Below are 23,092 nucleotides of genomic sequence, written 5' to 3' on the forward strand. Positions count from 1 at the left end.
GCGGGCCGCCGGGCCCCCGGTCCCGGCGAAGGGAGTCCGGCCATGACCGCCGCCGGCGCGGGTGAGGAGGAGCGGAGGGCGCGTGCGGCGTTGACGAGGGTCGTCGAACCGGGTGATGAACGGGCGGGCGGATGGCTGCGCCGATACGGCCCGGTGGAACTGCTGACCCGCCTCACCGTGCCCGCCCGGACCGAGGACGCCCTCCCGGGTGCCGGGCAGATGAGGATGCAGGGCTACCGGACCCGGGCAGGGGCGGCCCGCCCGGAGCGCGATCTGGAGCGGGTGGCCGAACTGGGTGGCCGCTTCGTCTGCCCGGGGGATCCGGAGTGGCCCGGCCAGCTGGACGACCTCGGAGACGCAAGGCCGGTCGGGCTCTGGGTGCGTGGACGCGCCGACCTGCGGATATGGGCTCTGCGCTCGGTCGCGGTGGTGGGCGCCCGAGCCTGCACCCCATACGGCGCGCATGTGTCCGGCAGACTCGCCTCGGGCCTCGCCGAGCGCGGCTGGGTCGTCGTCTCCGGCGCGGCGTACGGGATCGACGCCGCAGCCCACAGGGGCGCCCTGTCCGCGGGCGGCGCGACGGTCGCCGTGCTGGCCTGCGGGGTGGACACCGTCTACCCCCGGGGGCATGCCGAGTTGGTCCGCCGCGTGGCCGAACAGGGACTGGTCGTCGCGGAGTTGCCGCCCGGCAGCCATCCCACCCGCAGCCGGTTCGTGCTGCGCAACCGGGTCATCGCCGCCCTGTCCCGGGGCGCCGTCGTCGTGGAGGCCGAGTACCGGAGCGGTTCCCTGTCCACCGCGCGCGCCGCGGATCGCCTGGGCCGCTTCACCATGGGCGTTCCCGGGCCGGTGACCAGCGGGCTCTCCTCGGGAGTGCATGAACTGCTGCGCAACGGGGCGGTGCTGGTGACCGACGCCGACGAAGTGGTGGAACTGGTCGGTGACATCGGGGAACTCGCCCCGGAACGCCGTGGACCGGTGCTCCCGAGAGATCTCCTCGCACCCGGGTGCGCACGGGTTCTGGAGGTCCTCCCGGCCCGCGGCGCCCTCGACGGCCGGGAGGTCGCCGCCCGAGCCGGCAGCACGCCCGACGAGGCGCTCGCGAGGCTGTACGAACTGCACTCCCTCGGCTTTGTCGAACGCCGTGGTGACCGCTGGCAGTTGGCCACGGGCGCCACAACCGGATCGAACGCACGGCGAGGCGATGCTTGACCCGGGGCATTCGGGTGACAAGGTGAGCCCGATGGCCCCGGCCGCGCCTCCGCGACACCCCGGGGGCCGCTGCCCGCTGCCCCGGACCCCGTTCGAAGATGCGGCCGAAGGTACACACTCACCGAGGCGCGATCCGCCGCCGTTCGCGCACCGCCATCCGCCAGTCACGCTACGCTCACCAGGTTCACCACCCGGCCACCGGCCCAGACAACCCGTCCCATCACGCTCCACGGCAGAACGGCTCAAAGGCAACGCATGCCCCAGCACACCTCCGGGTCTGACCACGCGGCAGTTCCCCCCGCTGCCCGGGGTTCCGTGCGACCGCCCGCGCCCTCGTCGCTCGAAGAGCTGTGGCGGTCGTACAAGGCCACCGGTGACGAGCGGTTGCGGGAGCAGCTGATCCTTCACTACTCACCGCTGGTGAAGTACGTCGCGGGCCGGGTGAGCGTCGGGCTGCCGTCCAACGTCGAGCAGGCCGACTTCGTCTCCTCCGGAGTCTTCGGACTCATCGACGCGATCGAGAAGTTCGACATCGAACGTTCGATCAAGTTCGAGACATATGCGATCACCCGCATCCGGGGCGCCATGATCGACGAGTTGCGGGCCCTGGACTGGATCCCGCGCTCCGTGCGGCAGAAGGCCCGGAACGTCGAGCGCGCGTACGCCACGCTCGAGGCTCAACTGCGGCGTACCCCCTCCGAGAGCGAGGTGGCCGCCGAGATGGGCATCTCCCTCGAAGAACTGCACTCCGTCTTCAGCCAGTTGTCCCTGGCGAACGTCGTCGCCCTGGAGGAGCTGCTCCATGTCGGGGGTGAGGGCGGTGATCGGCTGAGCCTCATGGACACCCTGGAGGACACCGCCGCGGACAACCCCGTGGAGGTGGCCGAGGACCGCGAGCTGCGGCGCCTTCTCGCCCGAGCCATCAACACCCTCCCCGACCGGGAGAAGACCGTCGTCACCCTCTACTACTACGAAGGCCTGACCCTGGCCGAGATCGGCAACGTCCTGGGCGTCACCGAGAGCCGGGTCAGCCAGATCCACACCAAGTCCGTGCTGCAGCTCAGGGCCAAGCTGGCCGACGTCGCCCGGTGAGTCCGACGCCGCCCGCCGGTACCGCTCCCGTCGGCGAGCCGGGGGCAGTGCCGGGACGATCCGGCACTGCCCCGCCCGTGCGCACCTTCCTCGCCGTAAAGTGGTTCCGTGCCAAGGATTCGAGCGGCCTCCGTGGCCGAGCACCGGACCATGCAGCGCGCGGCTCTGCTGGACGCCGCACGTTCCCTGCTGTCCGAGGGGGGGACGGAGGCTCTCACCTTCCCTGCCCTCGCCGAGCGCACGGGCCTGGCCAGATCATCCGTCTACGAGTACTTCCGTTCCCGCGCCGCGGTGGTCGAAGAGCTGTGCGCCGTCGACTTCCCGGTCTGGGCGGCGGAGGTGGAGGCCGCCATGGCGGCCTCCACCTCCGCCGAAGGCAAGGTCGAGGCCTATGTGCGCCGTCAGCTGGAACTCGTCGGTGACCGCCGTCACCGGGCCGTCGTCGCGATCTCGGCGAGCGAGCTTGACGACGGCGCCAGGGAGAAGATCCGCGCCGCGCACGGCGCGCTGATCGCCATGATCGTGGAGGCACTCGGGGAACTGGGTCACCAGCAGCCCCGACTCGCGGCCATGCTCCTCCAGGGGGTCGTGGACGCCGCGGTGCGCCGTATCGAGCTGGGCGCCGCGGAGGACCCGCCCGTTATCGCGGAGGCAGCGGTCTCGATGGCGCTCCGCGGGGTTCTGGGCGCCTGAACCCGCACCCGCCGATGCCGGCCCGGGCCTGTCCTGAGCGGGTCCCGGTCGCGACGGCTGTGTGTGCCCCGCCCGCCCCAAGCACACATCGTGCCTGCGGCTCCCCGCACCGAGCCCGTGCCCCGGCCCATGCGTCCCGCCGATGCCTCCGCACCGGCGCCGTGCCGGACTGCGCTGCTGCCGTCCCGTGCGGTGACCGGCGCTGCTCCGGTCGCACGCGGTGACCGGGCGCTGTGACCGGGGCGCGCCGTGCCGTTTCCGCTCCCGTGCCGTTCCCGTCTCCCACCCGTGCCGTTCCCGTTTCCGCTCCCGTGCCGTTCCCGTCTCCCACCCGTGCCGTTCCCGCCTCCACCCGAGCCGTGCCCGCTCCCGTGCCGCTCCCGCCCCTGCGCCACAGCCCCTGCCTGGTTCCGCAGCGTGGCTGAATCCGCCCAGGCCCCCAGGGGCACCTTCCGCTCCCCTCGCTCCCCTTCCCCATCTCCGTCCTCCCTCCCCGTCCTCCTCCGGTCCTTTCCCACTCCATCTCTCCTCCCCCTTCCCTTCCGCGCCCTTCTGTCGCCTTCCACTGCTTTCTGCCCCTCCCTCCTGTCTTTCCGTCCCTCCCCCTGCCTCCTTCTGCGGGTCAGGCCGCCGCCGGCGGTGCGAGACGCCCCGCGGGAGGCGATCGCCGCCACCGCGAGCAGCAGGGCCTGGACCGCGTCCGCACCCGCCCGGGACGGAGCCGCCGATGCCTCGGCGAACCCCGGCGGGGCTCCCCCCGGGTCCGTCGACGGCCCGGGCACGCCGAAGACCGGAAGCAGCCGGGACGGGCCGCGGCGCAGGGCCGACGCGGGCAGGAGGGCCAGTGGGTCGAGGTACTCCTCCCCGCGCAGGAGCCCCCAGTGCAGACAGCCCGTCGGACAGTGCGACGAACCCTCCGCCACCACCGCCACGACCTGCCCCTCGGCCACCAGGGCGCCCGGGCGGACCAGCGGGCGCACCGGCTCGTAGGTCGTCCGCAGCGGCGGTTCGCCCGTGCCCGCGAGTTCGATCGACAGCACTCCGCGCCCCGCCACCGGCCCGGCGAAGGCCACCCGGCCCGGCGCCGCGGCACGCACCTCGGTGCCCGGGGGCGCCGCCAGGTCCACCCCGCGGTGGCCCCGCCCGTACGGGGACGGCGGCGGTTCCCAGCCCCGCACCACCGAGGGGCGGGGTGGGCCCACCGGCCAGACCGCCGCCCGGGCGGCCACCGGCGAGACCAGCACCAGCAGCATCGCTGCCAGCGCCGTTGTCACGACTCGTCGTCCGAGATCCATGACGCCGACGGTCCCGCATCCGGCCGTCGCTGCGCTGATCATGGTCGGGATCTGTGGACTACCGACCGGTTGTGGACATCGCCGTCACCCGGCACCCCGGCGGTCCCGTACACTTCTTCTGGCGATCCGGGTCACCCGGGTCGACTTCGCACGCCCCGCCACCACCCTCATTCTCGGTCGGTGGCCGCGCCTCTCGGTCCCTTGCGGCACGGCGCGCCGGGGCGTCAGGACACAACCGGGAAAACTCAAGGAGATACGGCCATGGCCGTCGTCACGATGCGGGAGCTGCTGGAGAGCGGCGTCCACTTCGGTCACCAGACCCGTCGCTGGAACCCGAAGATGAAGCGATTCATCTTCACCGAGCGCAACGGCATCTACATCATCGACCTGCTCCAGTCGCTGTCGTACATCGACCGCGCCTACGAGTTCGTCAAGGAGACCGTCGCACACGGCGGCTCCATCATGTTCGTCGGCACGAAGAAGCAGGCGCAGGAGGCCATCGCCGAGCAGGCGACCCGCGTCGGCATGCCCTACGTGAACCAGCGCTGGCTCGGCGGCATGCTCACCAACTTCTCCACCGTCTACAAGCGCCTTCAGCGTCTGAAGGAACTCGAGGCGATCGACTTCGAGGACGTGGCCGCCTCCGGTCTCACCAAGAAGGAGCTCCTGGTCCTCTCGCGCGAGAAGGCCAAGCTGGAGAAGACCCTCGGTGGCATCCGCGAGATGCAGAAGGTGCCCAGCGCCGTCTGGATCGTCGACACCAAGAAGGAGCACATCGCCGTCGGTGAGGCGCGCAAGCTCCACATCCCGGTCGTCGCGATCCTCGACACCAACTGCGACCCGGACGAGGTCGACTACAAGATCCCGGGCAACGACGACGCGATCCGCTCCGTCACCCTGCTCACCCGAGTGATCGCCGACGCCGTCGCCGAGGGCCTCATCGCCCGCTCCGGCGTCGCGACCGGTGACTCGAAGCCGGGTGACAAGGCCGCCGGCGAGCCGCTGGCCGAGTGGGAGCGCGACCTGCTCGAGGGCGAGAAGAAGGCCGACGAGACCCCGGCCGCCGAGACCGAGAAGCCGGCCGAGGCCGAGAAGCCGGCCGAGGCCGCTGCCGAGGCTCCGGCCGCTGCCGAGGCTCCGGCCGCGGACGCCGACAAGGCCTGACGCCCAGGTTCCGGTAGCCGGCGGCGGGGGCCCATGAAGCCCCCGCCGCCGGCCCGTAGACCGTTCGACCTCAGCTCTTCGACTTCAGAGAGATTCACAGACATGGCGAACTACACCGCCGCTGACGTTAAGAAGCTCCGCGAGCTCACCGGCGCGGGCATGATGGACTGCAAGAAGGCGCTCGACGAGGCCGACGGCAGCGTCGACAAGGCCGTCGAGGCCCTGCGCATCAAGGGCCAGAAGGGCGTCGCCAAGCGTGAGGGCCGCTCCGCCGAGAACGGCGCCGTGGTCTCCCTCATCGCCGACGACAACACCTCCGGTGTCATCGTCGAGCTGAAGTGCGAGACGGACTTCGTCGCCAAGGGCGAGAAGTTCCAGGCCGTCGCGGGCGCGCTCGCCGGCCACATCGCCGCCACCGGCCCGGCCGACACCGAGGCTCTGCTCGCCTCCGAGATCGAGCCCGGCAAGACCGTGCAGGCCTATGTCGACGAGGCCAACGCCAACCTCGGCGAGAAGATCGTCCTGGACCGCTTCGCCCAGTTCTCCGGTGCCTACGTGACCGCGTACATGCACCGCACGATGCCCGACCTGCCCCCGCAGATCGGTGTCCTCGTCGAGCTCGACAAGCCGAACGCCGAGGTCGCCAAGGGCGTTGCCCAGCACATCGCCGCCTTCGCGCCGAAGTACCTGTCCCGTGAGGACGTCCCGGCCGAGGTCGTCGAGTCCGAGCGCCGCGTCGCCGAGGAGACCACCCGCGCCGAGGGCAAGCCCGAGGCCGCCCTGCCGAAGATCGTCGAGGGTCGCCTCAACGGCTTCTTCAAGGACGCCACCCTCCTGGGCCAGCCGTACGCGCTGGACAACAAGAAGTCCGTCCAGCAGATCCTGGACGAGGCCGGTGTCGCCCTGAAGCGCTTCTCGCGCATCAAGGTCGGCATCTGAGCCGGTGGAGCGATCGACACGGGAGCCCGATAGGGTTCTCCCGCAGTCGTCGGCCGCGTGACACCGGACGACCGCAGATCTGACGAGGAGGCCATTGCCGCAGGGACACCAGCACCCACCGGCGATGGCCTTCTTCGTATGTGCACGAGGAGATCTCCATGAACAAGGGCGCGGACGCCAATCCGGCCGCCGACGACAAGAGCGACCGCACCGGCACGAAAGCCGGCCGTTTCATGCTGAAGCTGTCAGGAGAGGCCTTCTCCGGCGGCACCGGCCTGGGCGTCGACCCCGACGTCGTCCATGCCATCGCGAGGGAGATCGCCGCGGTCGTCCGCGACGGCGCGCAGATCGCGGTGGTCATCGGCGGCGGCAACTTCTTCCGCGGAGCCGAGCTGCAGGTGCGCGGCATGGACCGGGCGCGCTCCGACTACATGGGCATGCTCGGCACGGTCATGAACTGCCTCGCCCTCCAGGACTTCCTGGAGAAGGAGGGGATCGACTCCCGCGTCCAGACCGCCATCACCATGGGCCAGGTCGCGGAGCCGTATATTCCGCTGCGGGCGGTGCGCCACCTCGAGAAGGGGCGCGTCGTCATCTTCGGCGCCGGTATGGGCATGCCGTACTTCTCCACCGACACCACTGCCGCCCAGCGCGCCCTGGAGATCGACGCCGAGGCGCTGCTCATGGGCAAGAACGGGGTCGACGGCGTCTACGACTCGGACCCCAAGGCCAACCCGGACGCGGTGAAGTTCGACGCGCTGGAGTACGGGGAGGTGCTCGCCCGCGACCTCAAGGTCGCTGACGCCACCGCCATCACCCTCTGCCGCGACAACGCCCTGCCGATCCTCGTCTTCGAACTGCTCGCCGCGGGCAATATCGCTCGGGCCGTCCGGGGTGAGAAGATCGGCACGCTCGTGAGCGACCAGGGCACCCGGGCCTGACTCCCCGGGCACCGCCCCGGGATGGACAAAGCCCTGCCGGTCGGACACCGTGCAGGGGCGCCGCCAACTTTCGCAGGCGTCGTGCGCGTGGCACGGACCGGGCCGCGGACCCGCACCAGGGGGCCGGGCCGGGGCGTCGTCGCTCGTACACGCCGGGACTACCAAGACACGCAGGAGCAAGTGGTGATCGAAGAGACCCTCCTCGAGGCCGAGGAGAAGATGGAGAAGGCCGTCGTGGTCGCCAAGGAGGACTTCGCCGCGATCCGCACCGGGCGTGCGCACCCGGCGATGTTCAACAAGATCGTGGCCGACTACTACGGTGCGCTGACGCCGATCAACCAGCTGGCCTCGTTCTCGGTGCCGGAGCCGCGCATGGCCGTGGTGACCCCGTTCGACAAGAGCGCTCTGCGCAACATCGAGCAGGCGATCCGCGACTCCGACCTGGGCGTCAACCCCAGCAACGACGGAAACATCATCCGGGTGGTGTTTCCCGAGCTCACCGAGGAGCGCCGCCGCGAGTTCATCAAGGTCGCCAAGGGCAAGGCCGAGGACTCCCGCATCTCGATCCGCTCCGTGCGCCGCAAGGCCAAGGAGGCCATCGACAAGCTGATCAAGGACGGCGAGGTCGGCGAGGACGAGGGCCGCCGTGCGGAGAAGGAGCTCGACGACACCACCGCGAAGTACGTCGCGCAGGTGGACGAGCTGCTCAAGCACAAGGAAGCCGAGCTGCTCGAGGTCTGATGAACGACTCTTCCTGGGGGGCCCCGACGCGCATCGGCTACTGGGGCCCGCCCGACCAGGGGGCTGCCTCGGCGGGTCCCGCATACGATGAGCCTGTTGCCCAGCAGACTCGGCCCATGCCCATCGTGCCGGGTGATCCCGACGCAGGGAGAGACGCCGCACACCGCGATGACCGTGACCGGGGGGCCGCTCGGCCGAGCGGCCCCCCGGCCCGCGACGAGATGCCGCAGGAGCCCATGCCCAGCCCTCCGCCGCCTGCGGCCCCCCAGCCGCCGGAGCCGCAGCCGCCGCAGAAGAAGCGCGCAGGCCGTGATCTCCGTGCTGCGATAGGGGTCGGCGTCGGGCTCGGTGCGGTGATCGTCGCGGCGCTGTTCGTCGTCAAGTCCGTGTTCGTGGGCGTGGTCGCCGTCGCCGTGGTCGTCGGGCTGTGGGAACTCACCTCCCGCCTCCAGGAACGCAAGGGCATCAGGGCGCCCCTGGTGCCGCTCGCGGTGGGTGGCGCGGCGATGGTCGTGGCCGGATACGTCCGGGGTGCCGAGGGCGCGTGGGTCGCCACCGCCTTCACCGCCCTGGCGGTGCTGGTCTGGCGGATGACCGAACCACCCGAGGGCTACCTCAAGGACGTCACGGCCGGGCTCTTCGCGACGTTCTACGTGCCGTTCCTGGCCACGTTCGTCGCCATGATGCTCACCGCGGAGGACGGCCCGCAGCGGGTCTTCACGTTCCTCCTGCTGACCGTGGTGAGCGATACCGGCGCGTACGCGATCGGCTGGCGTTTCGGCAGGCACAAACTGGCGCCGCGGATCAGCCCCGGTAAGACCCGTGAGGGACTGCTGGGCGCCGTGGCGTTCGGCATGGGGGCGGGCGCCGTCTGCATGCCGCTCCTGATCGACGGCGGCACCTGGTGGCAGGGCCTGGTCCTCGGCCTCGCGGTCGCGGTCAGCGCGACCCTGGGCGACCTCGGTGAGTCGATGATCAAGCGGGACCTGGGCATCAAGGACATGGGCACCCTGCTGCCCGGCCACGGGGGCATCATGGACCGGCTCGACTCGCTGCTGCCCACGGCGCCGGTGGTGTGGCTGCTGTTCGTGGTGTTCGTCGGCGCCGGCTGATCCCGGGGATCACCGGCCCGGACGCGGCGTGAGCGCCGTCCGGGCCGGGAACGGACCATGCCGGTTCCGGTTCGATGCCGGGCAGGCCGGCAGCGCGGGCCTGCGTCCCGGTGAGCGGCCGGATCGGCCGAGGTGCCGGAGCCGCTTCTCGGCAGGGCCGGACGGGGCCGGACAGGGCCGGAGCCCGGTCCCGTCGGCGGGGCGTGTCCGGACCTCGGGCCCGGCCGCCCTCGGGGAGGACGGCGGCCGCCCGACGCCGACCGGCCGCTCGGGCCTCTCCCCGTACGGCGCCGCCCGCAGCGCTACCGGTCCGGATGGCACCGGTCCGGGTGGCACCGGTCGGAAACCCCGGCCTGGCGCGTACACCGCTCACTGCCTTGAGCCGTCCGACCCGGGCGGTCTCCTCCTCGGCCTCCCGCGGCCGTCGCCGGCTCTTCTGCCGGGAGTGCCGTGCCGGCACGCCGGTGCCGCGTCGCGCTGCGGGTATTTTCCCGTGCAGACTCGATAGCCAAGTATCTCAATCATTGAGACACTCCCCGTGCTCCCGTTGGCGACGGCCGACGGGGCCGGTATCGAAGTGTCATGTGCACGTCAATCGATTGGGAAAGGGTGACATCGTGCTACCAGCATCCGTACGTGCCGTACTCATGCCGCTCGTGCTCGCGGCGGCGCTGCTCGTCGGCGCACCCATCTCGTCCGCAGGCGCACAACCGAGCGCGGCGGACGCTGACCCGTCCGCGCCCGGTTCGTTCGCTGTGGGTTACACCGACCTGACCGTGTCCGCGTCCGGCCGCTCGTTCGGCGCGCGCGTCTGGTACCCGAGTACGTCGGCCGGCGCCGACACGCCCGTCGCTCCCGGTGCCCACCCCGGGCTCGCGTTCGGGCACGGCTTCTTCCAGGACATCTCCAAGTACCAGAGTCTGCTGCGGCACTACGCGTCCTGGGGGTTCGTCAGCGTCGCACCCAAGAGCCAGGGAGGGCTGTTCCCCAGTCACTCGGGATTCGCGGACGACCTGGCCGCTTCCCTGACCTGGCTCACGGCGCAGAACGGAACCCCTGGATCACGTTTCGCCGGTGCCGTCGACGTCGCTCGCCTCGGTGTCTCGGGGCACTCCATGGGAGGCGGCGCCGCGCTGCTCGCGTCCGCCCGCAGCACGGCGGTCAAGACCGTCTCCACCCTCGCGGCCGCCGAGACCAGCCCGTCCGCGGTCGCCGCCGCCGGCGCCCTGGGCATACCGGCCCAGTTCGTCGGCGGTAGCGCCGACTCCATCGCCGGGGTGGCCGGTCACCAGCAGAAGATGTACGACGCGAAGCCGGCCCCCACCCAGCTCCGCGTCATCACCGGCGGCTTCCACTGCGGTTTCGTCGACACCTCCGGCTTCGGTTGCGACAGCGGGTCGATCGACCGGGCCACCCAGCAGCGGCTCGTACGGGGCGTCACCACGGCGTATCTGCTGTACACCCTCGCCGGTGACCGGACCTGGCACGAACAGGTCTGGGGTCCGGCCGCGCAGAACCTTCCCGGCGTCGTCTACTCCGCGAAGCCGTAGCCGGCCGTCCCTCGGTACGGGGCCGGCCTGCCGGAGCGCCCCGGCGCCCCGGCAGGCCGGCCCGGCGGTCCGCGTCGCGGCCGTCGCACGGGGTGTGCGGAACCCCGTGCGACGGCCGGGGCGGACGGTCAGTCGCGGGTCCAGACGGTGACGCTGTCCGTCTCGAACACGGTGAACACGGCCTCGTTGCGCTGGGGCCTGCGACGGTCGAGATCCGTCACCACGGCGCCTCCCGCCTGACCGGTGCCGGTGGCGAGGACATGTGTCTCGAACGTGCGGTCGGCCCTCTGCTCCAGCCAGAACAGCCGGTCGTCGCCGTCGCCGGACACCAGCAGGTCGATGTCGCGGTCGCCGTCCAGGTCACCGCTGCCGAACACGCCGGGTGCCCCCTGACCGGCCCGGCCGCGTGCGGTGATGCCGCTCGAGAGGCGAGTCGGGGTCCACCGGGAGCGCGGGTCGGCGGGAACGTCGAAGGAGACCACCTGCGAGTCGGGGTCGGTCGAGCCCGGAGGGAAGACGGTGTTGGTGTGGTTGGAGCCGACCCAGACCGTCCGGCCGTCGCCGTGCAGGTCGCACACCGGCCGCAGCTGGATGGCCTTGCCCTGGGTGGTGTCGATGACGTGGGACGTGAACCGGCCCATCGGGTGCTCCCGGCTCGCGGCCGCCGTGCGCTCCAGCCAGACGAACGCGGCTCCCGGCTCGAAGTACTGCGCGGAGGCGAGGTCCAGATCGCCGTCGGAGTCGACGTCCGCCACGACGGGGAGGGCACCGCCGCCCGGGGCGAGGTCGATCGGCTCGCGGCTGAACGGCTCGGGGCCGTCCGTGCCCCGGAAGACCTGGAACCAGGCGCTCGCCGGTGGCCGGCCCTCGATCCTGGAGACGGGTTGCAGGGACTCCCCGACGGTCACCAGGTCCTTTCGGCCGTCGCCGTCGAAGTCGACCAGGAGGGCGCGGTGGTAGAAGAGAGGCGAGCTGCCCGGCGGCACGATGTCGTGGCGGCGCCATGTGCCGTCCGCGCGATGCTCCCACCAGGTCAGGGATCCGCACTGGGACGGGCAGGCGAAGAACCCGCCCGGGACGACGATGTCGCGGTCGCCGTCGTGGTCGACGTCGGCCACGCTCGGCTCGTTGGGGAAGGGGATCCGGGCGTCGGTGTCGAACACCAGCTGCTTCGACCAGGAGCCGAGGCCGTGCCCGCGCTGCTGGTACAGGGCGAGCCGGCCGGCTGCCGGGGGTGTCGGCGGGCCTCCCGGCACGGCCGTGAAGTGGCCGAACCCCGTGGCGACGATCTCCCGGCGGGAGTCCCCCCGGATGTCGCCCGCCACGGCGAAGGCCGCGCCGGGCAGGTCCCCGTCGACCGTGTGGGGGGAGAAGGAGACGGCTGCGGGAGCGGCCGCCGGCGGCCGGTCGGGGGAGGCCATGCCCAGGGGCGGCAGGGCGATCGCCACAGCCAGTGCGGATCGGAGCAGTGCATGCATCCAGCACCTCGATTTGTGGTGTACATGACATTCACTTGAAGCCTAGCCGAGGGGGATGCCGGGCTCCATGCCGCGGGGGCTCTCAGGGGCTCTCAGGGGCTCTAAGGGGCTCTAAGGGGCTCTCAAGGGCTCCGTCCTGCCCCCGGCTCCGCGCCCCGGTTCAGCCGCCTCCCCGGCCGCCGAGGGGACGAGCCTCCGACGTCGCCGGGCGTCGGGGGCCGTCGCGGTCAGACTCGCGGACCACCCGATGCGCGACGAGCGCACCGGCCCCGGTCAATCACCGCGGGCAGCCGGCGCCCAGAGCCGCTGCGCCGCCCGGGCGCGCCCCACTGCCCAGGGCGCACCCCACCGCCCGGGACGCCATCGCGCAAGGGACGCAGCCGAGCGTCAGCCGACCCCGTGCCGCCAGCTGTCGCCCCTTGCCTCCCGAGCGGCGGGTCGCGCGGTGCTTGGGCCGCCTGCCCGCGCCCGACCACTCCGGCGGCATCGTTTCGGCCTCGCGCCCTCCGTGCCGGACGTACGGTGGCGGGCCGACCGCGACCCGGCCCAGCCCGGGTCGCGGCTGCCGCCACAGCAGGGCGGGGCGTTCCCACATCCGCAGGCTGCGCGTGGTCACGCGAAGTCGGCACTGCGGCCCTTCGTGAGCCGCCGACGGAGTGTGCTCGGTGTGCCGAGGGCTAACGGTGTGCGAAGGGCGAACGGTGTGCGAAGGGTGAACGGTGTACGTGCCGAGCATCGACTCCTCGCGCTCCAGGACCGGTTGCCGACAAGGGCGAACGGTGTGCGAAGGGCGAACGGTGTACGTGCCGAGCATCGACTCCCCGCGCTCCAGGACCGGTTGCCGACACCATCCTGTCCGTCGAAGCCTCTCACCGGCGAGCCAGTGAAGACCGCATGGCGGTCATGAGTTCCCTTCGTGCGTCCCGGAAGGCGCGCCGCGCCGTGGCACACTCAAGATCGTCACGTAGGTGCCCGGCGGCCACCGCGTCGCGGTACAGGAGCAGTCGGTAGGCCGTATCCCCGGCGACCCGACCCACCTCCGGCGTGGCCACCAGCTCGAGTTGGTACTGCTTCGCGTGCACGCCGTGGGCCAGGATGCTCGCGCGTGCCAGCTCGGCCCGTTCGTCCACCGGCAGGTGCCCCGACCGACTGGCATCACTGATGGCGTCGCGCGCCCCGGTCAGGGCCTCCAGGAACTGCGCGGACACCGTGCGCAGGGTCTCTCTGTCGCGCTCGCCCGTGTCCCGTCGCCAACGCACCCGGTCTGCGACGAGCGTGCTGCACACACCGATAGCCGCACCCACCACCGTGCCGACCAACGCGGTCCACTCCATGGCCCGGAGACTACGAGCAGGCGGGGGCCGTCGACCAGGGGCCCCGGGCGCGCGGTGTGCCGCCCCGCAGCCGCAGGTCACCCGAGTTGATCTGCGACACTGGTACGACCATGCCCAAGCCCGGAGAACTCACCTTCGTCGCCCCCCGCGGAGCCAAGAAGCCCCCGCGGCACCTCGCCGACCTCACGCCCGCCGAGCGGAAGGACGCCGTCGCCGCGATCGGCGAGAAGCCGTTCCGGGCGAAGCAGCTGTCGCAGCACTACTTCGCGCGCTATGCGCACGACCCGGAGCAGTGGACCGACATCCCGGCCGCCGCGCGCCAGCGGCTGGCGTCGGAACTGCTGCCCGAGCTGATGTCCGTGGTCCGGCACGTCTCGTGCGACGACGACACCACCCGCAAGACGTTGTGGCGGCTCCACGACGGCACGCTCGTCGAGTCGGTGCTGATGCGCTACCCGGACCGGGTGACGATGTGCATCTCCTCGCAGGCCGGCTGCGGGATGAACTGCCCGTTCTGCGCCACGGGACAGGCCGGTCTCGACCGGAACCTGTCCACCGCCGAGATCGTGCACCAGATCGTGGACGGTATGCGTGCTCTGCGCGACGGCGAGGTTCCCGGAGGCCCCGCCCGGCTGTCGAACATCGTGTTCATGGGCATGGGCGAGCCGCTGGCCAACTACAACCGGGTCGTCGGGGCCATCCGCCGGCTCACCGATCCCGAGCCCGACGGCCTCGGCCTGTCGCAGCGCGGGATCACCGTGTCCACCGTTGGCCTCGTCCCGGCGATGCGGCGGTTCGCCGACGAGGGCTTCAAGTGCCGTCTCGCCGTCTCCCTGCACGCGCCGGACGACGAGTTGCGCGACACCCTCGTACCCGTCAACACGCGCTGGAAGGTGCGGGAGGTCCTGGACGCGGCCTGGGAGTACGCGGAGAGGTCCGGTCGCCGGATCTCGGTCGAGTACGCCCTGATCCGCGACATCAACGACCAGGCCTGGCGCGGTGACCTGCTCGGACGCCTCCTCAAGGGCAAGCGGGTGCATGTCAACCTGATCCCGCTGAACCCGACTCCTGGCTCCAGGTGGACGGCCTCCCGGCCCGAGGACGAGAAGGCGTTCGTCGGGGCCATCGCCGCCCACGGCGTCCCGGTCACCGTCCGGGACACCCGCGGCCAGGAGATCGACGGAGCCTGCGGACAGCTCGCCGCCGCCGAGCGGTAGGCAGGCCGCAGACGAGCCGCAGACGAGCCGCAGACAGGCCGCAGCCAAGCCGCTCACAAGCGGTGGGCGGGCGGCAGGCGAGCAGTAGGCGAGCAGCAGGCGAGCGCCCGCCGGGTTGAAGCGTCGGCCGGGTGAACGGGCGGCCGGTACCGGGACAGCCCCGGCCCTGGGGAGCGCTCGGTGCGCCGCTGTACGCTGGCCCGGACATCTGCATATTCCGACAGGGGAGCGCCACAGCGCTGAGAGTGCGGTGACCGTCAGACCGCAGACCCTCTGAACCTCGCCCGGGTCATTCCGGGTAGGAAGTTCGGACGAGACTCAAGCTGTTGCGCCCTGCCCGGTCGCCGGATCCCCGGGGTCCCGCGACCGGGCAGGGCCGCGTCTCTTCCTGGTCATGTCCAGGAGGAATCAGTGAGTACCACCAAGAAGATCGCCGTCACCGCGCTGTCCGCGCTCCTCGGCGCGAGTACCCTCGCCGCCTGCGGAGGCGGCTCGGGGGACGGCTCCGCCGGGGCGGACGGCGGCGGCTCCAGGACCGTGACGCTGGTCGCCCACGACTCCTTCAACGCCTCGCCGGAGGTGCTCGAGGAGTTCACCGAGGAGACCGGCCACACGGTCAGGGTGCTGAAGAGCGGAGACGCCGTCGAGGCGCTCAACAAGGAGATCCTCACCAAGGGCTCCCCGCAGGGCGACGTGTTCTTCGGCGTCGACAACACCACGCTCTCCCGGGCCCTCGGCAACGACCTCTTCACCCCGTACGAGGCCGAGGGACTGGAGCGGGTCCCCGAGGCCGTCCGGCTCGACCCGGGCAGGCACCGGGTCACACCGGTCGACAGCGGTGACATCTGCGTCAACTACGACAGGAAGTACTTCGCCGACCGCGACCTCGCCCCGCCGCAGACCCTCGACGACCTCGCCGAGCCCGCCTACCGGAACCTTCTGGTCGTCGAGAACCCCGAGCGCTCCTCCCCGGGCCTCGGCTTCCTCCTCGGCACCGCCGCCGCCTACGGGGACGACGGCTGGCAGGACTACTGGAAGAAGCTGCGGGCGAACGGCGTGAAGGTCGTCGACAGCTGGGAGATCGCCTACAACCAGGAGTTCTCCGGTTCCGCGGGCGGCCGGGCGGCCAAGGGCGACCGGCCGCTGGTCGTCTCGTACGCCTCCAGCCCCCCGGTCGAGGTGCTGTACGCCGAGCCCCGGCCGAAGACGGCGCCGACCGGTGTCTCCACCGGCACCTGCTTCCGCCAGATCGAGGCCGCGGGCCTGCTCGCGGGCGCCCGGAACGAGGCCGGCGGCAGGGCCCTGCTGGACTTCCTGATCAGCAAGAGGTTCCAGGAGGACATGCCGCTGAACATGTTCGTGAACCCGGTGGCCGAGGACGCGGAGCTGCCCCCGCTGTTCGCCGAGTTCGGCGAGGTGGTCGCCGAGCCGCGGACGATGGCTCCGGAGAAGATCGCGGAGAACCGCGACCAGTGGATCCAGTCGTGGTCCTCGCTCGTCCTGAGGTAGCCGAGGCGCCCGCCGGGAACGCCGGCCCGCGCGGGAGGAGCCCCTCGCGCGGGAAGGCGTTCCCGCGCGGCGCCGCGGCGCGGGCGGCCCTGCTGGCCCTGCCCGTCGCGTTCTTCGCCCTCTTCTTCGCCTTTCCGGTGGCGTCGATCGTCGGCCGCGGGCTGCGGGCGGGGGACTCCTGGCACCTCGGCCGGATCGCCGAGGTCGTCGGCCGCCCCGACATCCTCGGGGTGCTCTGGTTCACCCTCTGGCAGGCGCTCGCCTCCACGGGGCTGACCCTGCTGATCGCGCTGCCCGGCGCCTACGTCCTGGCCCGCCTCGACTTCCCCGGGAAGGACCTCCTGCGGGCGGTCGTCACCGTGCCGTTCGTCCTGCCCACCGTGGTCGTCGGTACCGCGTTCCTGGCCCTCCTGGGCCGCGGCGGGCTCCTCGACGCCCTGTGGGGTGTACGGCTCGACGCCACGGTCTGGGCGATCCTCCTCGCCCACGTCTTCTTCAACTACGCCGTGGTGGTGCGGACGGTCGGCGGGCTGTGGGCCCAGCTCGACCCCCGCCAGGAGGAGGCGGCCCGGGTCCTCGGCGCGGGCCGCTTCACGGCCTGGCGGCGCGTCACACTGCCCGCGCTGGCCCCGGCCGTGGCCGCCGCGGCGCTGATGGTGTTCCTCTTCACCTTCACCTCGTTCGGTGTCGTGCAGATCCTCGGCGGCCCCGCGTACACCACGCTCGAGGTGGAGATCTACCGGCAGACCGCCCAGGTGCTGGACCTGCCCACGGCCGCGGTGCTGACCCTGGTGCAGTTCGCCGCCGTGGGCGCGATCCTCGCCGTGCACGCCCGGACCGTGCGGCGCCGGGAGACCGCGCTGCGGCTCGTCGACCCGTCGCACACCGCACACCGCCCGAGGGGCGCCGCCCAGCGGGCCCTGCTCGGCTCCGTGCTGGCCACGGTCGGACTGCTGATCGCCGCACCGCTCGCGGTGCTGGTGGAGCGGTCGTTCGGCGGCCCCGGCGGGTACGGCCTCGTCTTCTACCGCGCGCTGCAGTCGGCCGAGGCGAGCGGCGGCACGTTCCTCGTCCCACCGCTCGAGGCCGTGTGGAACTCCCTCCGGTACGCGCTCGCCGCCACCGCGATCGCGCTCCTCGTCGGCTCCCTCGCGGCCGCGGCGCTCGCCCTCCCGAGGTCCGCCTCCGGGAAGGCCTCCACGGCGGGCCGGGTCGTCCGCGGCTTCGACGCGCTGCTGATGCTGCCGCTCGGAGTCTCCGCCGTCACCGTGGGCTTCGGGTTCCTCATCACGCTCGACGAACCGCCCCTCGAACTGCGCACCTCGTGGATCCTGGTGCCACTGGCCCAGGCGCTCGTCGGGGTGCCCTTCGTGGTGCGGACGATGCTGCCCGTGCTGCGGGCCGTCGACGCGCGGCTGCGGGAGGCCGCGGCCGTGCTGGGTGCCTCACCGCTGCGCGTATGGCGCGAGGTCGACCTGCCGCTGGTACGCCGGGCGCTGCTCGTCGCCGCCGGTTTCGCCTTCGCCGTCTCGCTCGGCGAGTTCGGCGCCACCGTCTTCATCGCCCGGCCGGACAACCCGACGCTCCCGGTCGCCGTGGCCCGGCTCCTCGGCCGCCCCGGCGAACTCAACTACGGGCAGGCGATGGCGCTTTCGACGATCCTCATGCTGGTCTGCGCGGCGGCCCTGCTGCTGCTCGACCGGCTCCGCCCCGACCGTTCCGCAGGGGAGTTCTGATGCTGGCGCTGGAGGGCGCGACCGTACGCTTCGGGCGGCGGGCGGCGCTGGACGCGGTGGATCTGGAGGTGGCCGACCACGAGATCGTGTGCGTCCTCGGGCCGAGCGGCAGCGGCAAGTCGACCCTGCTCAGGGCCGTCACCGGACTGCAGCCGCTGGACGGCGGCCGGGTCCTGCTCGGCGGCGCCGACCAGGCCGGGGTCCCGGTGCACCGGCGCGGGGTGGGCCTGATGTTCCAGGACCACCAGCTCTTCCCGCAGCGCGACGTCGGCGGCAACGTCGCCTTCGGCCTGCGGATGCACGGCGTGGCGAAGGGGGAGCGGCGGCTGCGGGTGGAGGAGCTGCTGGAGCTGGTCGGCCTCCCCGGCGCCGCGGGGCGGGCCGTCGGCTCGCTGTCCGGAGGCGAGCAGCAGCGCGTCGCCCTCGCCCGTGCGCTGGCGCCCCGGCCCCGGCTGCTGATGCTCGACGAGCCGCTGGGCCAGCTCGACCGCACCCTCAGGGAGCGGCTCGTCGTCGAACTGCGCGCGGTGTTCCGCCGGCTGGGCACGACGGTGCTCGCCGTCACCCATGACCAGGGGGAGGCCTTCGCGCTCGCCGACCGGGTCGTGGTCATGCGGGACGGGCGCGTCGCCCAGTCGGGCACCCCCCGGGACGTGTGGCGGCGGCCCGCCTCGGAGTTCGTCGCCCGGTTCCTGGGCTTCGCCAACGTGGTGCCCGCGACGGTGACCGGTGGCACCGCCGCCACGCCCTGGGGCCGCGTCCCGGTGCCGGCGGGCTCGTCCCAGGGGGTGTGCCGGCTGCTGGTACGGCCGTCCGGGGTACGCATCGGGCCGAGCGGCGCGGGACTGCCGTGCGTGGTGGAGTCGCTGACCTTCCGCGGTCATCATGTCGCGGTGCGGCTGCGGCCGCACGGCGCGCCGCCGCTGGAGGCCGAGTGCGGGCTGCGGGACGCGCCGGAGGCGGGAGCGGAGGTCGGGGCGGTGTTCGCCGCCGAGGACGTGGTGGTCCTGGGGCCCGGCAACGGCGGCTGATCCGGCTGTGGGGCGTCCGCGGTCCGGGAAGGCCGCCTCCGTCCCCCGTCCCGGGCGTCAGTGCCGCAGCGGCAGGGCGGCCAGTTCCGCCACCGCCCAGGTGAGCGGGGCGAAGACCGCGAGCAGGACCACGGCCCGGAGCAGGGCGGTGGCCTGGAGCAGGGCCGCGGGGGCGCCCAGTTCCAGCAGGCCCGCCCGGGTGGCCGCGCGGTCCTGCCGCGCCTCCACCGCCGAGGTGAGCAGAGTCGCCGTGGTGCAGGCGGCGACGAGCATCGCCCCGAGAGCGGTGAGCGGGCCGAAGGGCTGCGGTCGTTCCCCGGCGAGCGCGGAGGCCGCGATGACGGCGGACACCACGGCGCACACGACCCCGAGCGGGCGGCCGATCCGGCGTGCGTCGTCCATCAGCGCCCGCCCCGCGAGCAGGCGCATCGCCCCGGGCCGTACGGACTGCAGTACCCGCCCGCACAGATGGACGATTCCGGGGCCGGCCATCGCGAGCCCCACCGCGGTCAGCGTCCAGCCCGCGAGCACCCCGCCGGGGGTGCCGCCCGTCCCCTCCGTGCCCCGGGCCGTGTACGCCTCGACCGCGACGCCCACGGCCGTCAGCGCGACTCCCCAGGGGAGGCCGGTGGGAGCTTCCGTGCTGTGCTCGGGCTCGTCCCCGGGAGGTTCGCCGGTCCTCCTGCGGGGCGGGCGGAAGGCGAGTGCGGCCGCCCCGGCACCGAGGACCGGGACGAGCGCGAGGAGCAGGAGCACCGCCCCCAGCGGCAGCGGCTCACCCGCGGCGAGCAGTTCCGCCGCATCGCCGTCGAACGGTGTTCCGCTGAGGTCGCCGCGCAGGTGCAGGAAGAACAGCAGCGCCACCGCGCTGCCCAGGACTGCGGACACGGCGGTGGACGCGGCGGCCAGCGCGCTCATCCGCACCGGTCCCAGTCCGACGGCGGACAGGCCCTGACGTGGCCGGGTGCCCGGATCCGTACGCGCCACCGCCACGGCCAGCTGAACGGTGGCTGCCAGCGGGGCGAGGCACCAGGCCAGCCGCTGCGCCGCCGGGTCGGCGGGGTGCGGACCGGTCACCGCGTAGGACAGCGTGCACAGGAGGAGGAAGCCGACGCCCGCCGAGGCCGCCGCCAGCAGGAGGCGGCGCAGCAGGACCAGGGGGTGGGAGCCGCGGCTCAGACGGAGAGCGAGCACTCGGCCCGGCCTTCCGTGTCGGTGTCCTGCGCCGGGGTGACGCGCCGGCCGTCCACCAGCGTCACCCCGCGGTCGGCGAGGGTGGCGACCTCCTCGTCATGGGTCGCGAGCACGAGGGTGATGCGGTGGGACCGGGCCGCGGTGGTGAGGGTGCGCAGCACCTGGGCCCGGTCGGCGCTGTGCAGCGTCGCGGTCGGCTCGTCGGCGAACAGCACCGCGGGAGTGGTGACCAGGGCGCGGGCGAGAGCGATGCGCTGCCGCTGCGACTGGAGCAGGGTCCGGGGGCGGTTGCGGGCGCAGCGGCCGATGTCGAGCCGCTCCATCCACTCCAGGGCGGCGGTCCTGGCCTTGCGGTGCGAGGAGCCGCGCAGCAGCAGCGGCAGCGCCGTGTTCTCCCAGGCGGTCAGTTCGGGCACCAGCTGGGGCTCCGGGCCGATCCAGCCGAAGCGCTCGCGCCGCAGCCGCTCGCGGTTCAGCGCCCCCATGGTGTGGACGGGGGTGCTGTTGAACCACACTTCGCCCTGCTGCGGCACGATCTGGCCCGAGAGGCAGCGCAGCAGGGTCGTCTTCCCGCTGCCGCGCGGGCCGTTCACGGCCAGGATCTCGCCCTCGCGCACCCCGAGGGAGACTCCGCGGAGGGCGGGGGAGCCGCCGAAGTCGTGGTTCAGGGACCTCGCCCACAGCACATCGTTGTCCGGCGGGACCACCATGGCGTGCACCTCGGTTCAGATCCGTGGGTTTCCGTTCCGCCGCACGGCGAACGGTCCCGATGCCGATCGGTCACAGCACCGTAGGGACTCCGGGGCGGGTACGGGCACGGCACGCGGCCCGGACGCCTCCCTTCTCACCCGAAGGGAGGCGTCCGGGCCGCGAGGGCCGTCGGCCGGGCGGCGCGGGGCGCGCCAGCGGCCACCGGGGCGGTCCGGGGACCCGGTCCTACAGCTTCGACCAGGCCTCGCTGAGGACGCCGCGCAGGATCTGCTCGATCTCGTCGAAGGTCTGCTGGGTGGAGATCAGCGGCGGGGCGAGCTGGACGACCGGGTCGCCGCGGTCGTCGGCGCGGCAGTACAGGCCGGCGTCGAACAGCGCCTTGGAGAGGAAGCCGTAGAGGACCCGCTCGGTCTCCTCCTCGTTGAAGGACTCCTTGGTGTTCTTGTCCTTCACGAGTTCGATGCCGTAGAAGAAGCCGTTGCCGCGGACGTCGCCGACTATCGGCAGGTCGTGCAGCTTCCGGAGCGTGGAGTGGAAGGCGTCCTCGTTGTCCAGGACGTGCTGGTTGAGCTTCTCGCGCTCGAACAGGTCGAGGTTGGCGAGGCCGACGGCCGCGGAGACCGGGTGGCCGCCGAAGGTGTAGCCGTGCAGGAAGGTGTTGTCGCCCTTGTAGAACGGTTCGGCGAGCCGGTCGGAGACGATGCAGGCGCCGATCGGGGAGTAGCCCGAGGTCATGCCCTTGGCGCAGGTGATCATGTCGGGCACGTAGCCGAACTTGTCGCAGGCGAAGGTCTTGCCCAGGCGGCCGAAGGCGCAGATGACCTCGTCGGAGACCAGCAGTACGTCGTACCGGTCGCAGATCTCACGGACCCGCTGGAAGTAGCCGGGGGGCGGCGGGAAGCAGCCGCCGGCGTTCTGCACGGGCTCCAGGAAGACCGCGGCGACGGTGTCGGGGCCCTCGAAGAGGATCTGCTGCTCGATCTGGTCGGCGGCCCAGCGGCCGAAGGCCTCGGGGTCGTCGCCGTGCAGCGGCGCGCGGTAGATGTTGGTGTTGGGGACCTTGTGCGCACCCGGCACCAGCGGCTCGAACGGGGCCTTCAGCCCCGGCAGGCCGGTGATGGACAGGGCTCCCTGCGGGGTGCCGTGGTAGGCGACCGCGCGGGAGATCACCTTGTACTTGGTGGGCTTGCCGGTGAGCTTGAAGTACTGCTTGGCGAGCTTCCAGGCGGTCTCGACCGCCTCGCCTCCGCCGGTGGTGAAGAAGACCTTGTTGAGGTCGCCGGGGGCCTCGCCCGCGAGGCGCTCGGCCAGTTCGACGGCCTTCGGGTGGGCGTAGGACCACACGGGGAAGAAGGCGAGTTCCTCGGCCTGCCTGGCGGCCACCTCGGCCAGCTCCCGGCGGCCGTGGCCCGCCTGGACCACGAACAGGCCGGCGAGGCCGTCGAGGTAGCGCTTGCCCCTGTCGTCGTAGATGTAGGTGCCTTCACCGCGCACGATGGTGGGCACGGGGGAGTTCTCGTACGACGACATGCGGGTGAAGTGCATCCACAGGTGGTCGTAGGCGGACTTGGAGAGGTCGCTGCGGTCCTTGCTCACGGCTATCGGGTTCCCCACATGTAGGTCTGCTTCTTGAGCTTGAGGTAGACGAAGCTCTCGGTGGAGCGCACACCGGGGAGGGTGCGGATGCGCCGGTTGATCACTTCAAGCAGGTGGTCGTCGTCCTCGCAGACGACCTCCACCATCAGGTCGAACGAGCCCGCCGTCATGACGACGTACTCGCACTCGGACATGGCGGTGAGCGCGTCTGCCACCGGGTCCAGGTCGCCCTCGACGTTGATCCCGACCATCGCCTGGCGCCGCAGGCCCACGGTGAGCGGGTCCGTGACGGCGACGATCTGCATCACGCCCTGGTCGAGCAGCTTCTGGACGCGCTGCCGGACGGCCGCCTCGGACAGGCCCACGGCCTTCCCTATGGCGGCGTAGGGACGGCGTCCGTCCTCCTGCAGCTGCTCGATGATCGCCAGGGAGACGGCATCGACAGTGGGGGAGGTGCCGCCCCCGGTCCTGGAGTCCGCGCTTCGACTTGCCACGTGCACACTGTGCACCGGAGTCGTGGATTCTGCAACCTATGAGCGATGAAATT

At 72.3% G+C, this 23,092-nt stretch carries 19 protein-coding genes and 1 pseudogene; 13 read left to right on the forward strand and 7 right to left on the reverse strand.

All coding sequences use genetic code 11. The features are described 5' to 3' along the window. The first annotated feature begins 42 nt into the window (after positions 1-42). The 3 genes from dprA (at position 43) to DDQ41_RS23735 (ending at position 2,997) form a co-directional block, all read left to right on the forward strand. Positions 43-1,212, forward strand: coding sequence for a DNA-processing protein DprA (gene dprA / locus DDQ41_RS23725; protein ID WP_109296286.1), 1,170 nt, complete (start codon positions 43-45; stop codon positions 1,210-1,212). 255 nt (positions 1,213-1,467) lie between these two features. Then, positions 1,468-2,304 (forward strand): RNA polymerase sigma factor WhiG, encoded by an 837-nt coding sequence (whiG, locus tag DDQ41_RS23730; RefSeq protein ID WP_026281956.1) that lies wholly within the window; start codon positions 1,468-1,470, stop codon positions 2,302-2,304. A gap of 132 nt (positions 2,305-2,436) precedes the next feature. Beyond that, positions 2,437-2,997, forward strand: a complete 561-nt coding sequence (locus DDQ41_RS23735; RefSeq protein WP_109296287.1) for a TetR/AcrR family transcriptional regulator — start codon at positions 2,437-2,439, stop codon at positions 2,995-2,997. A 905-nt stretch (positions 2,998-3,902) separates the two neighbouring features. Here DDQ41_RS23735 and DDQ41_RS32650 read toward each other — a convergent pair. Beyond that, positions 3,903-4,334, reverse strand: a pseudogene (locus DDQ41_RS32650) (peptidoglycan DD-metalloendopeptidase family protein); the annotation flags it as partial. Between the two features lie 219 nt (positions 4,335-4,553). Between DDQ41_RS32650 and rpsB the strand changes: the two are divergent. The 6 genes from rpsB to DDQ41_RS23770 all read left to right on the forward strand — a co-directional run bounded on the left by rpsB (position 4,554) and on the right by DDQ41_RS23770 (position 10,739). Further along, positions 4,554-5,456, forward strand: a complete 903-nt coding sequence (gene rpsB / locus DDQ41_RS23745) for a 30S ribosomal protein S2 (protein WP_109296288.1) — start codon at positions 4,554-4,556, stop codon at positions 5,454-5,456. A gap of 102 nt (positions 5,457-5,558) precedes the next feature. Beyond that, positions 5,559-6,395: a translation elongation factor Ts gene (gene tsf / locus DDQ41_RS23750; RefSeq protein ID WP_109296289.1), complete on the forward strand. Its 837-nt coding sequence runs from the start codon at positions 5,559-5,561 to the stop codon at positions 6,393-6,395. A 158-nt stretch (positions 6,396-6,553) separates the two neighbouring features. Continuing rightward, positions 6,554-7,336: a UMP kinase gene (gene pyrH, locus DDQ41_RS23755; protein WP_037734681.1), complete on the forward strand. Its 783-nt coding sequence runs from the start codon at positions 6,554-6,556 to the stop codon at positions 7,334-7,336. 183 nt (positions 7,337-7,519) lie between these two features. Beyond that, a complete protein-coding gene (gene frr / locus DDQ41_RS23760; RefSeq protein ID WP_026165253.1) occupies positions 7,520-8,077 on the forward strand; it encodes a ribosome recycling factor in 558 nt (185 codons plus the stop codon). Then, positions 8,077-9,189 (forward strand): phosphatidate cytidylyltransferase, encoded by a 1,113-nt coding sequence (locus tag DDQ41_RS23765; RefSeq protein ID WP_109296290.1) that lies wholly within the window; start codon positions 8,077-8,079, stop codon positions 9,187-9,189. Before frr ends, DDQ41_RS23765 begins: the two co-directional genes overlap by 1 nt. Positions 9,190-9,806: 617 nt before the next feature. Next, positions 9,807-10,739: an alpha/beta hydrolase family protein gene (locus DDQ41_RS23770; protein ID WP_245991268.1), complete on the forward strand. Its 933-nt coding sequence runs from the start codon at positions 9,807-9,809 to the stop codon at positions 10,737-10,739. Between the two features lie 128 nt (positions 10,740-10,867). On the opposite strand, the gene DDQ41_RS23775 is transcribed toward DDQ41_RS23770, so the two are convergent. After that, positions 10,868-12,217 (reverse strand): FG-GAP repeat domain-containing protein, encoded by a 1,350-nt coding sequence (locus tag DDQ41_RS23775; RefSeq protein ID WP_109296292.1) that lies wholly within the window; start codon positions 12,215-12,217, stop codon positions 10,868-10,870. An 869-nt stretch (positions 12,218-13,086) separates the two neighbouring features. Then, the gene (locus DDQ41_RS23780) at positions 13,087-13,551 is read right to left on the reverse strand and encodes a hypothetical protein (RefSeq protein WP_109296293.1); all 465 of its coding nucleotides are present in this window, start codon (positions 13,549-13,551) and stop codon (positions 13,087-13,089) included. A 110-nt stretch (positions 13,552-13,661) separates the two neighbouring features. Between DDQ41_RS23780 and rlmN the strand changes: the two genes are divergently transcribed. The 4 genes from rlmN to DDQ41_RS23800 all read left to right on the forward strand — a co-directional run bounded on the left by rlmN (position 13,662) and on the right by DDQ41_RS23800 (position 19,044). Beyond that, complete coding sequence (gene rlmN / locus DDQ41_RS23785; protein WP_109296294.1) at positions 13,662-14,768, forward strand: 23S rRNA (adenine(2503)-C(2))-methyltransferase RlmN; 1,107 nt, start codon at positions 13,662-13,664, stop codon at positions 14,766-14,768. Between the two features lie 411 nt (positions 14,769-15,179). Next, positions 15,180-16,277: a thiamine ABC transporter substrate-binding protein gene (locus DDQ41_RS23790; RefSeq protein ID WP_109296295.1), complete on the forward strand. Its 1,098-nt coding sequence runs from the start codon at positions 15,180-15,182 to the stop codon at positions 16,275-16,277. Continuing rightward, on the forward strand, positions 16,253-18,013 hold the full coding sequence (locus tag DDQ41_RS23795) for an ABC transporter permease (protein WP_109296296.1): 1,761 nt from the start codon (positions 16,253-16,255) through the stop codon (positions 18,011-18,013). The genes DDQ41_RS23790 and DDQ41_RS23795 overlap by 25 nt, the downstream gene beginning before the upstream one ends. Beyond that, positions 18,013-19,044, forward strand: a complete 1,032-nt coding sequence (locus DDQ41_RS23800; protein WP_109296297.1) for an ABC transporter ATP-binding protein — start codon at positions 18,013-18,015, stop codon at positions 19,042-19,044. The genes DDQ41_RS23795 and DDQ41_RS23800 overlap by 1 nt, the downstream gene beginning before the upstream one ends. Before the next feature lie 57 nt (positions 19,045-19,101). Here DDQ41_RS23800 and DDQ41_RS23805 read toward each other — a convergent pair whose 3' ends face one another. The 4 genes from DDQ41_RS23805 to DDQ41_RS23820 form a co-directional block, all read right to left on the reverse strand. Further along, positions 19,102-20,238 carry a hypothetical protein gene (locus DDQ41_RS23805; protein ID WP_109296298.1) on the reverse strand — a complete coding sequence of 379 codons (1,137 nt, stop codon included), beginning with the start codon at positions 20,236-20,238 and terminating at the stop codon, positions 19,102-19,104. Beyond that, positions 20,220-20,948 (reverse strand): ABC transporter ATP-binding protein, encoded by a 729-nt coding sequence (locus DDQ41_RS23810; protein WP_109296299.1) that lies wholly within the window; start codon positions 20,946-20,948, stop codon positions 20,220-20,222. The genes DDQ41_RS23805 and DDQ41_RS23810 overlap by 19 nt, the downstream gene beginning before the upstream one ends. Positions 20,949-21,174: 226 nt before the next feature. Next, on the reverse strand, positions 21,175-22,563 hold the full coding sequence (locus DDQ41_RS23815; protein WP_162602722.1) for an aspartate aminotransferase family protein: 1,389 nt from the start codon (positions 22,561-22,563) through the stop codon (positions 21,175-21,177). Further along, positions 22,548-23,039, reverse strand: coding sequence for an Lrp/AsnC family transcriptional regulator (locus DDQ41_RS23820; protein WP_172607718.1), 492 nt, complete (start codon positions 23,037-23,039; stop codon positions 22,548-22,550). The genes DDQ41_RS23815 and DDQ41_RS23820 overlap by 16 nt, the downstream gene beginning before the upstream one ends. Positions 23,040-23,092: the final 53 nt, after the last annotated feature.

Source organism: Streptomyces spongiicola (assembly GCF_003122365.1).
Lineage (GTDB): Bacteria > Actinomycetota > Actinomycetes > Streptomycetales > Streptomycetaceae > Streptomyces > Streptomyces spongiicola.

Bases quoted from the DNA above. Each gene is read 5' to 3' on its own strand.
- dprA (WP_109296286.1), top strand. From the start codon at position 43: ATGACCGCCGCCGGCGCGGGTGAGGAGGAGCGGAGGGCGCGTGCGGCG.
- DDQ41_RS23775 (WP_109296292.1), bottom strand. From the start codon at position 12,217: ATGCATGCACTGCTCCGATCCGCACTGGCTGTGGCGATCGCCCTGCCG.
- DDQ41_RS23800 (WP_109296297.1), top strand. From the start codon at position 18,013: ATGCTGGCGCTGGAGGGCGCGACCGTACGCTTCGGGCGGCGGGCGGCG.
- pyrH (WP_037734681.1), top strand. From the start codon at position 6,554: ATGAACAAGGGCGCGGACGCCAATCCGGCCGCCGACGACAAGAGCGAC.
- DDQ41_RS23780 (WP_109296293.1), bottom strand. From the start codon at position 13,551: ATGGAGTGGACCGCGTTGGTCGGCACGGTGGTGGGTGCGGCTATCGGT.
- DDQ41_RS23810 (WP_109296299.1), bottom strand. From the start codon at position 20,948: ATGGTGGTCCCGCCGGACAACGATGTGCTGTGGGCGAGGTCCCTGAAC.
- tsf (WP_109296289.1), top strand. From the start codon at position 5,559: ATGGCGAACTACACCGCCGCTGACGTTAAGAAGCTCCGCGAGCTCACC.
- DDQ41_RS23765 (WP_109296290.1), top strand. From the start codon at position 8,077: ATGAACGACTCTTCCTGGGGGGCCCCGACGCGCATCGGCTACTGGGGC.
- rpsB (WP_109296288.1), top strand. From the start codon at position 4,554: ATGGCCGTCGTCACGATGCGGGAGCTGCTGGAGAGCGGCGTCCACTTC.
- rlmN (WP_109296294.1), top strand. From the start codon at position 13,662: ATGCCCAAGCCCGGAGAACTCACCTTCGTCGCCCCCCGCGGAGCCAAG.
- whiG (WP_026281956.1), top strand. From the start codon at position 1,468: ATGCCCCAGCACACCTCCGGGTCTGACCACGCGGCAGTTCCCCCCGCT.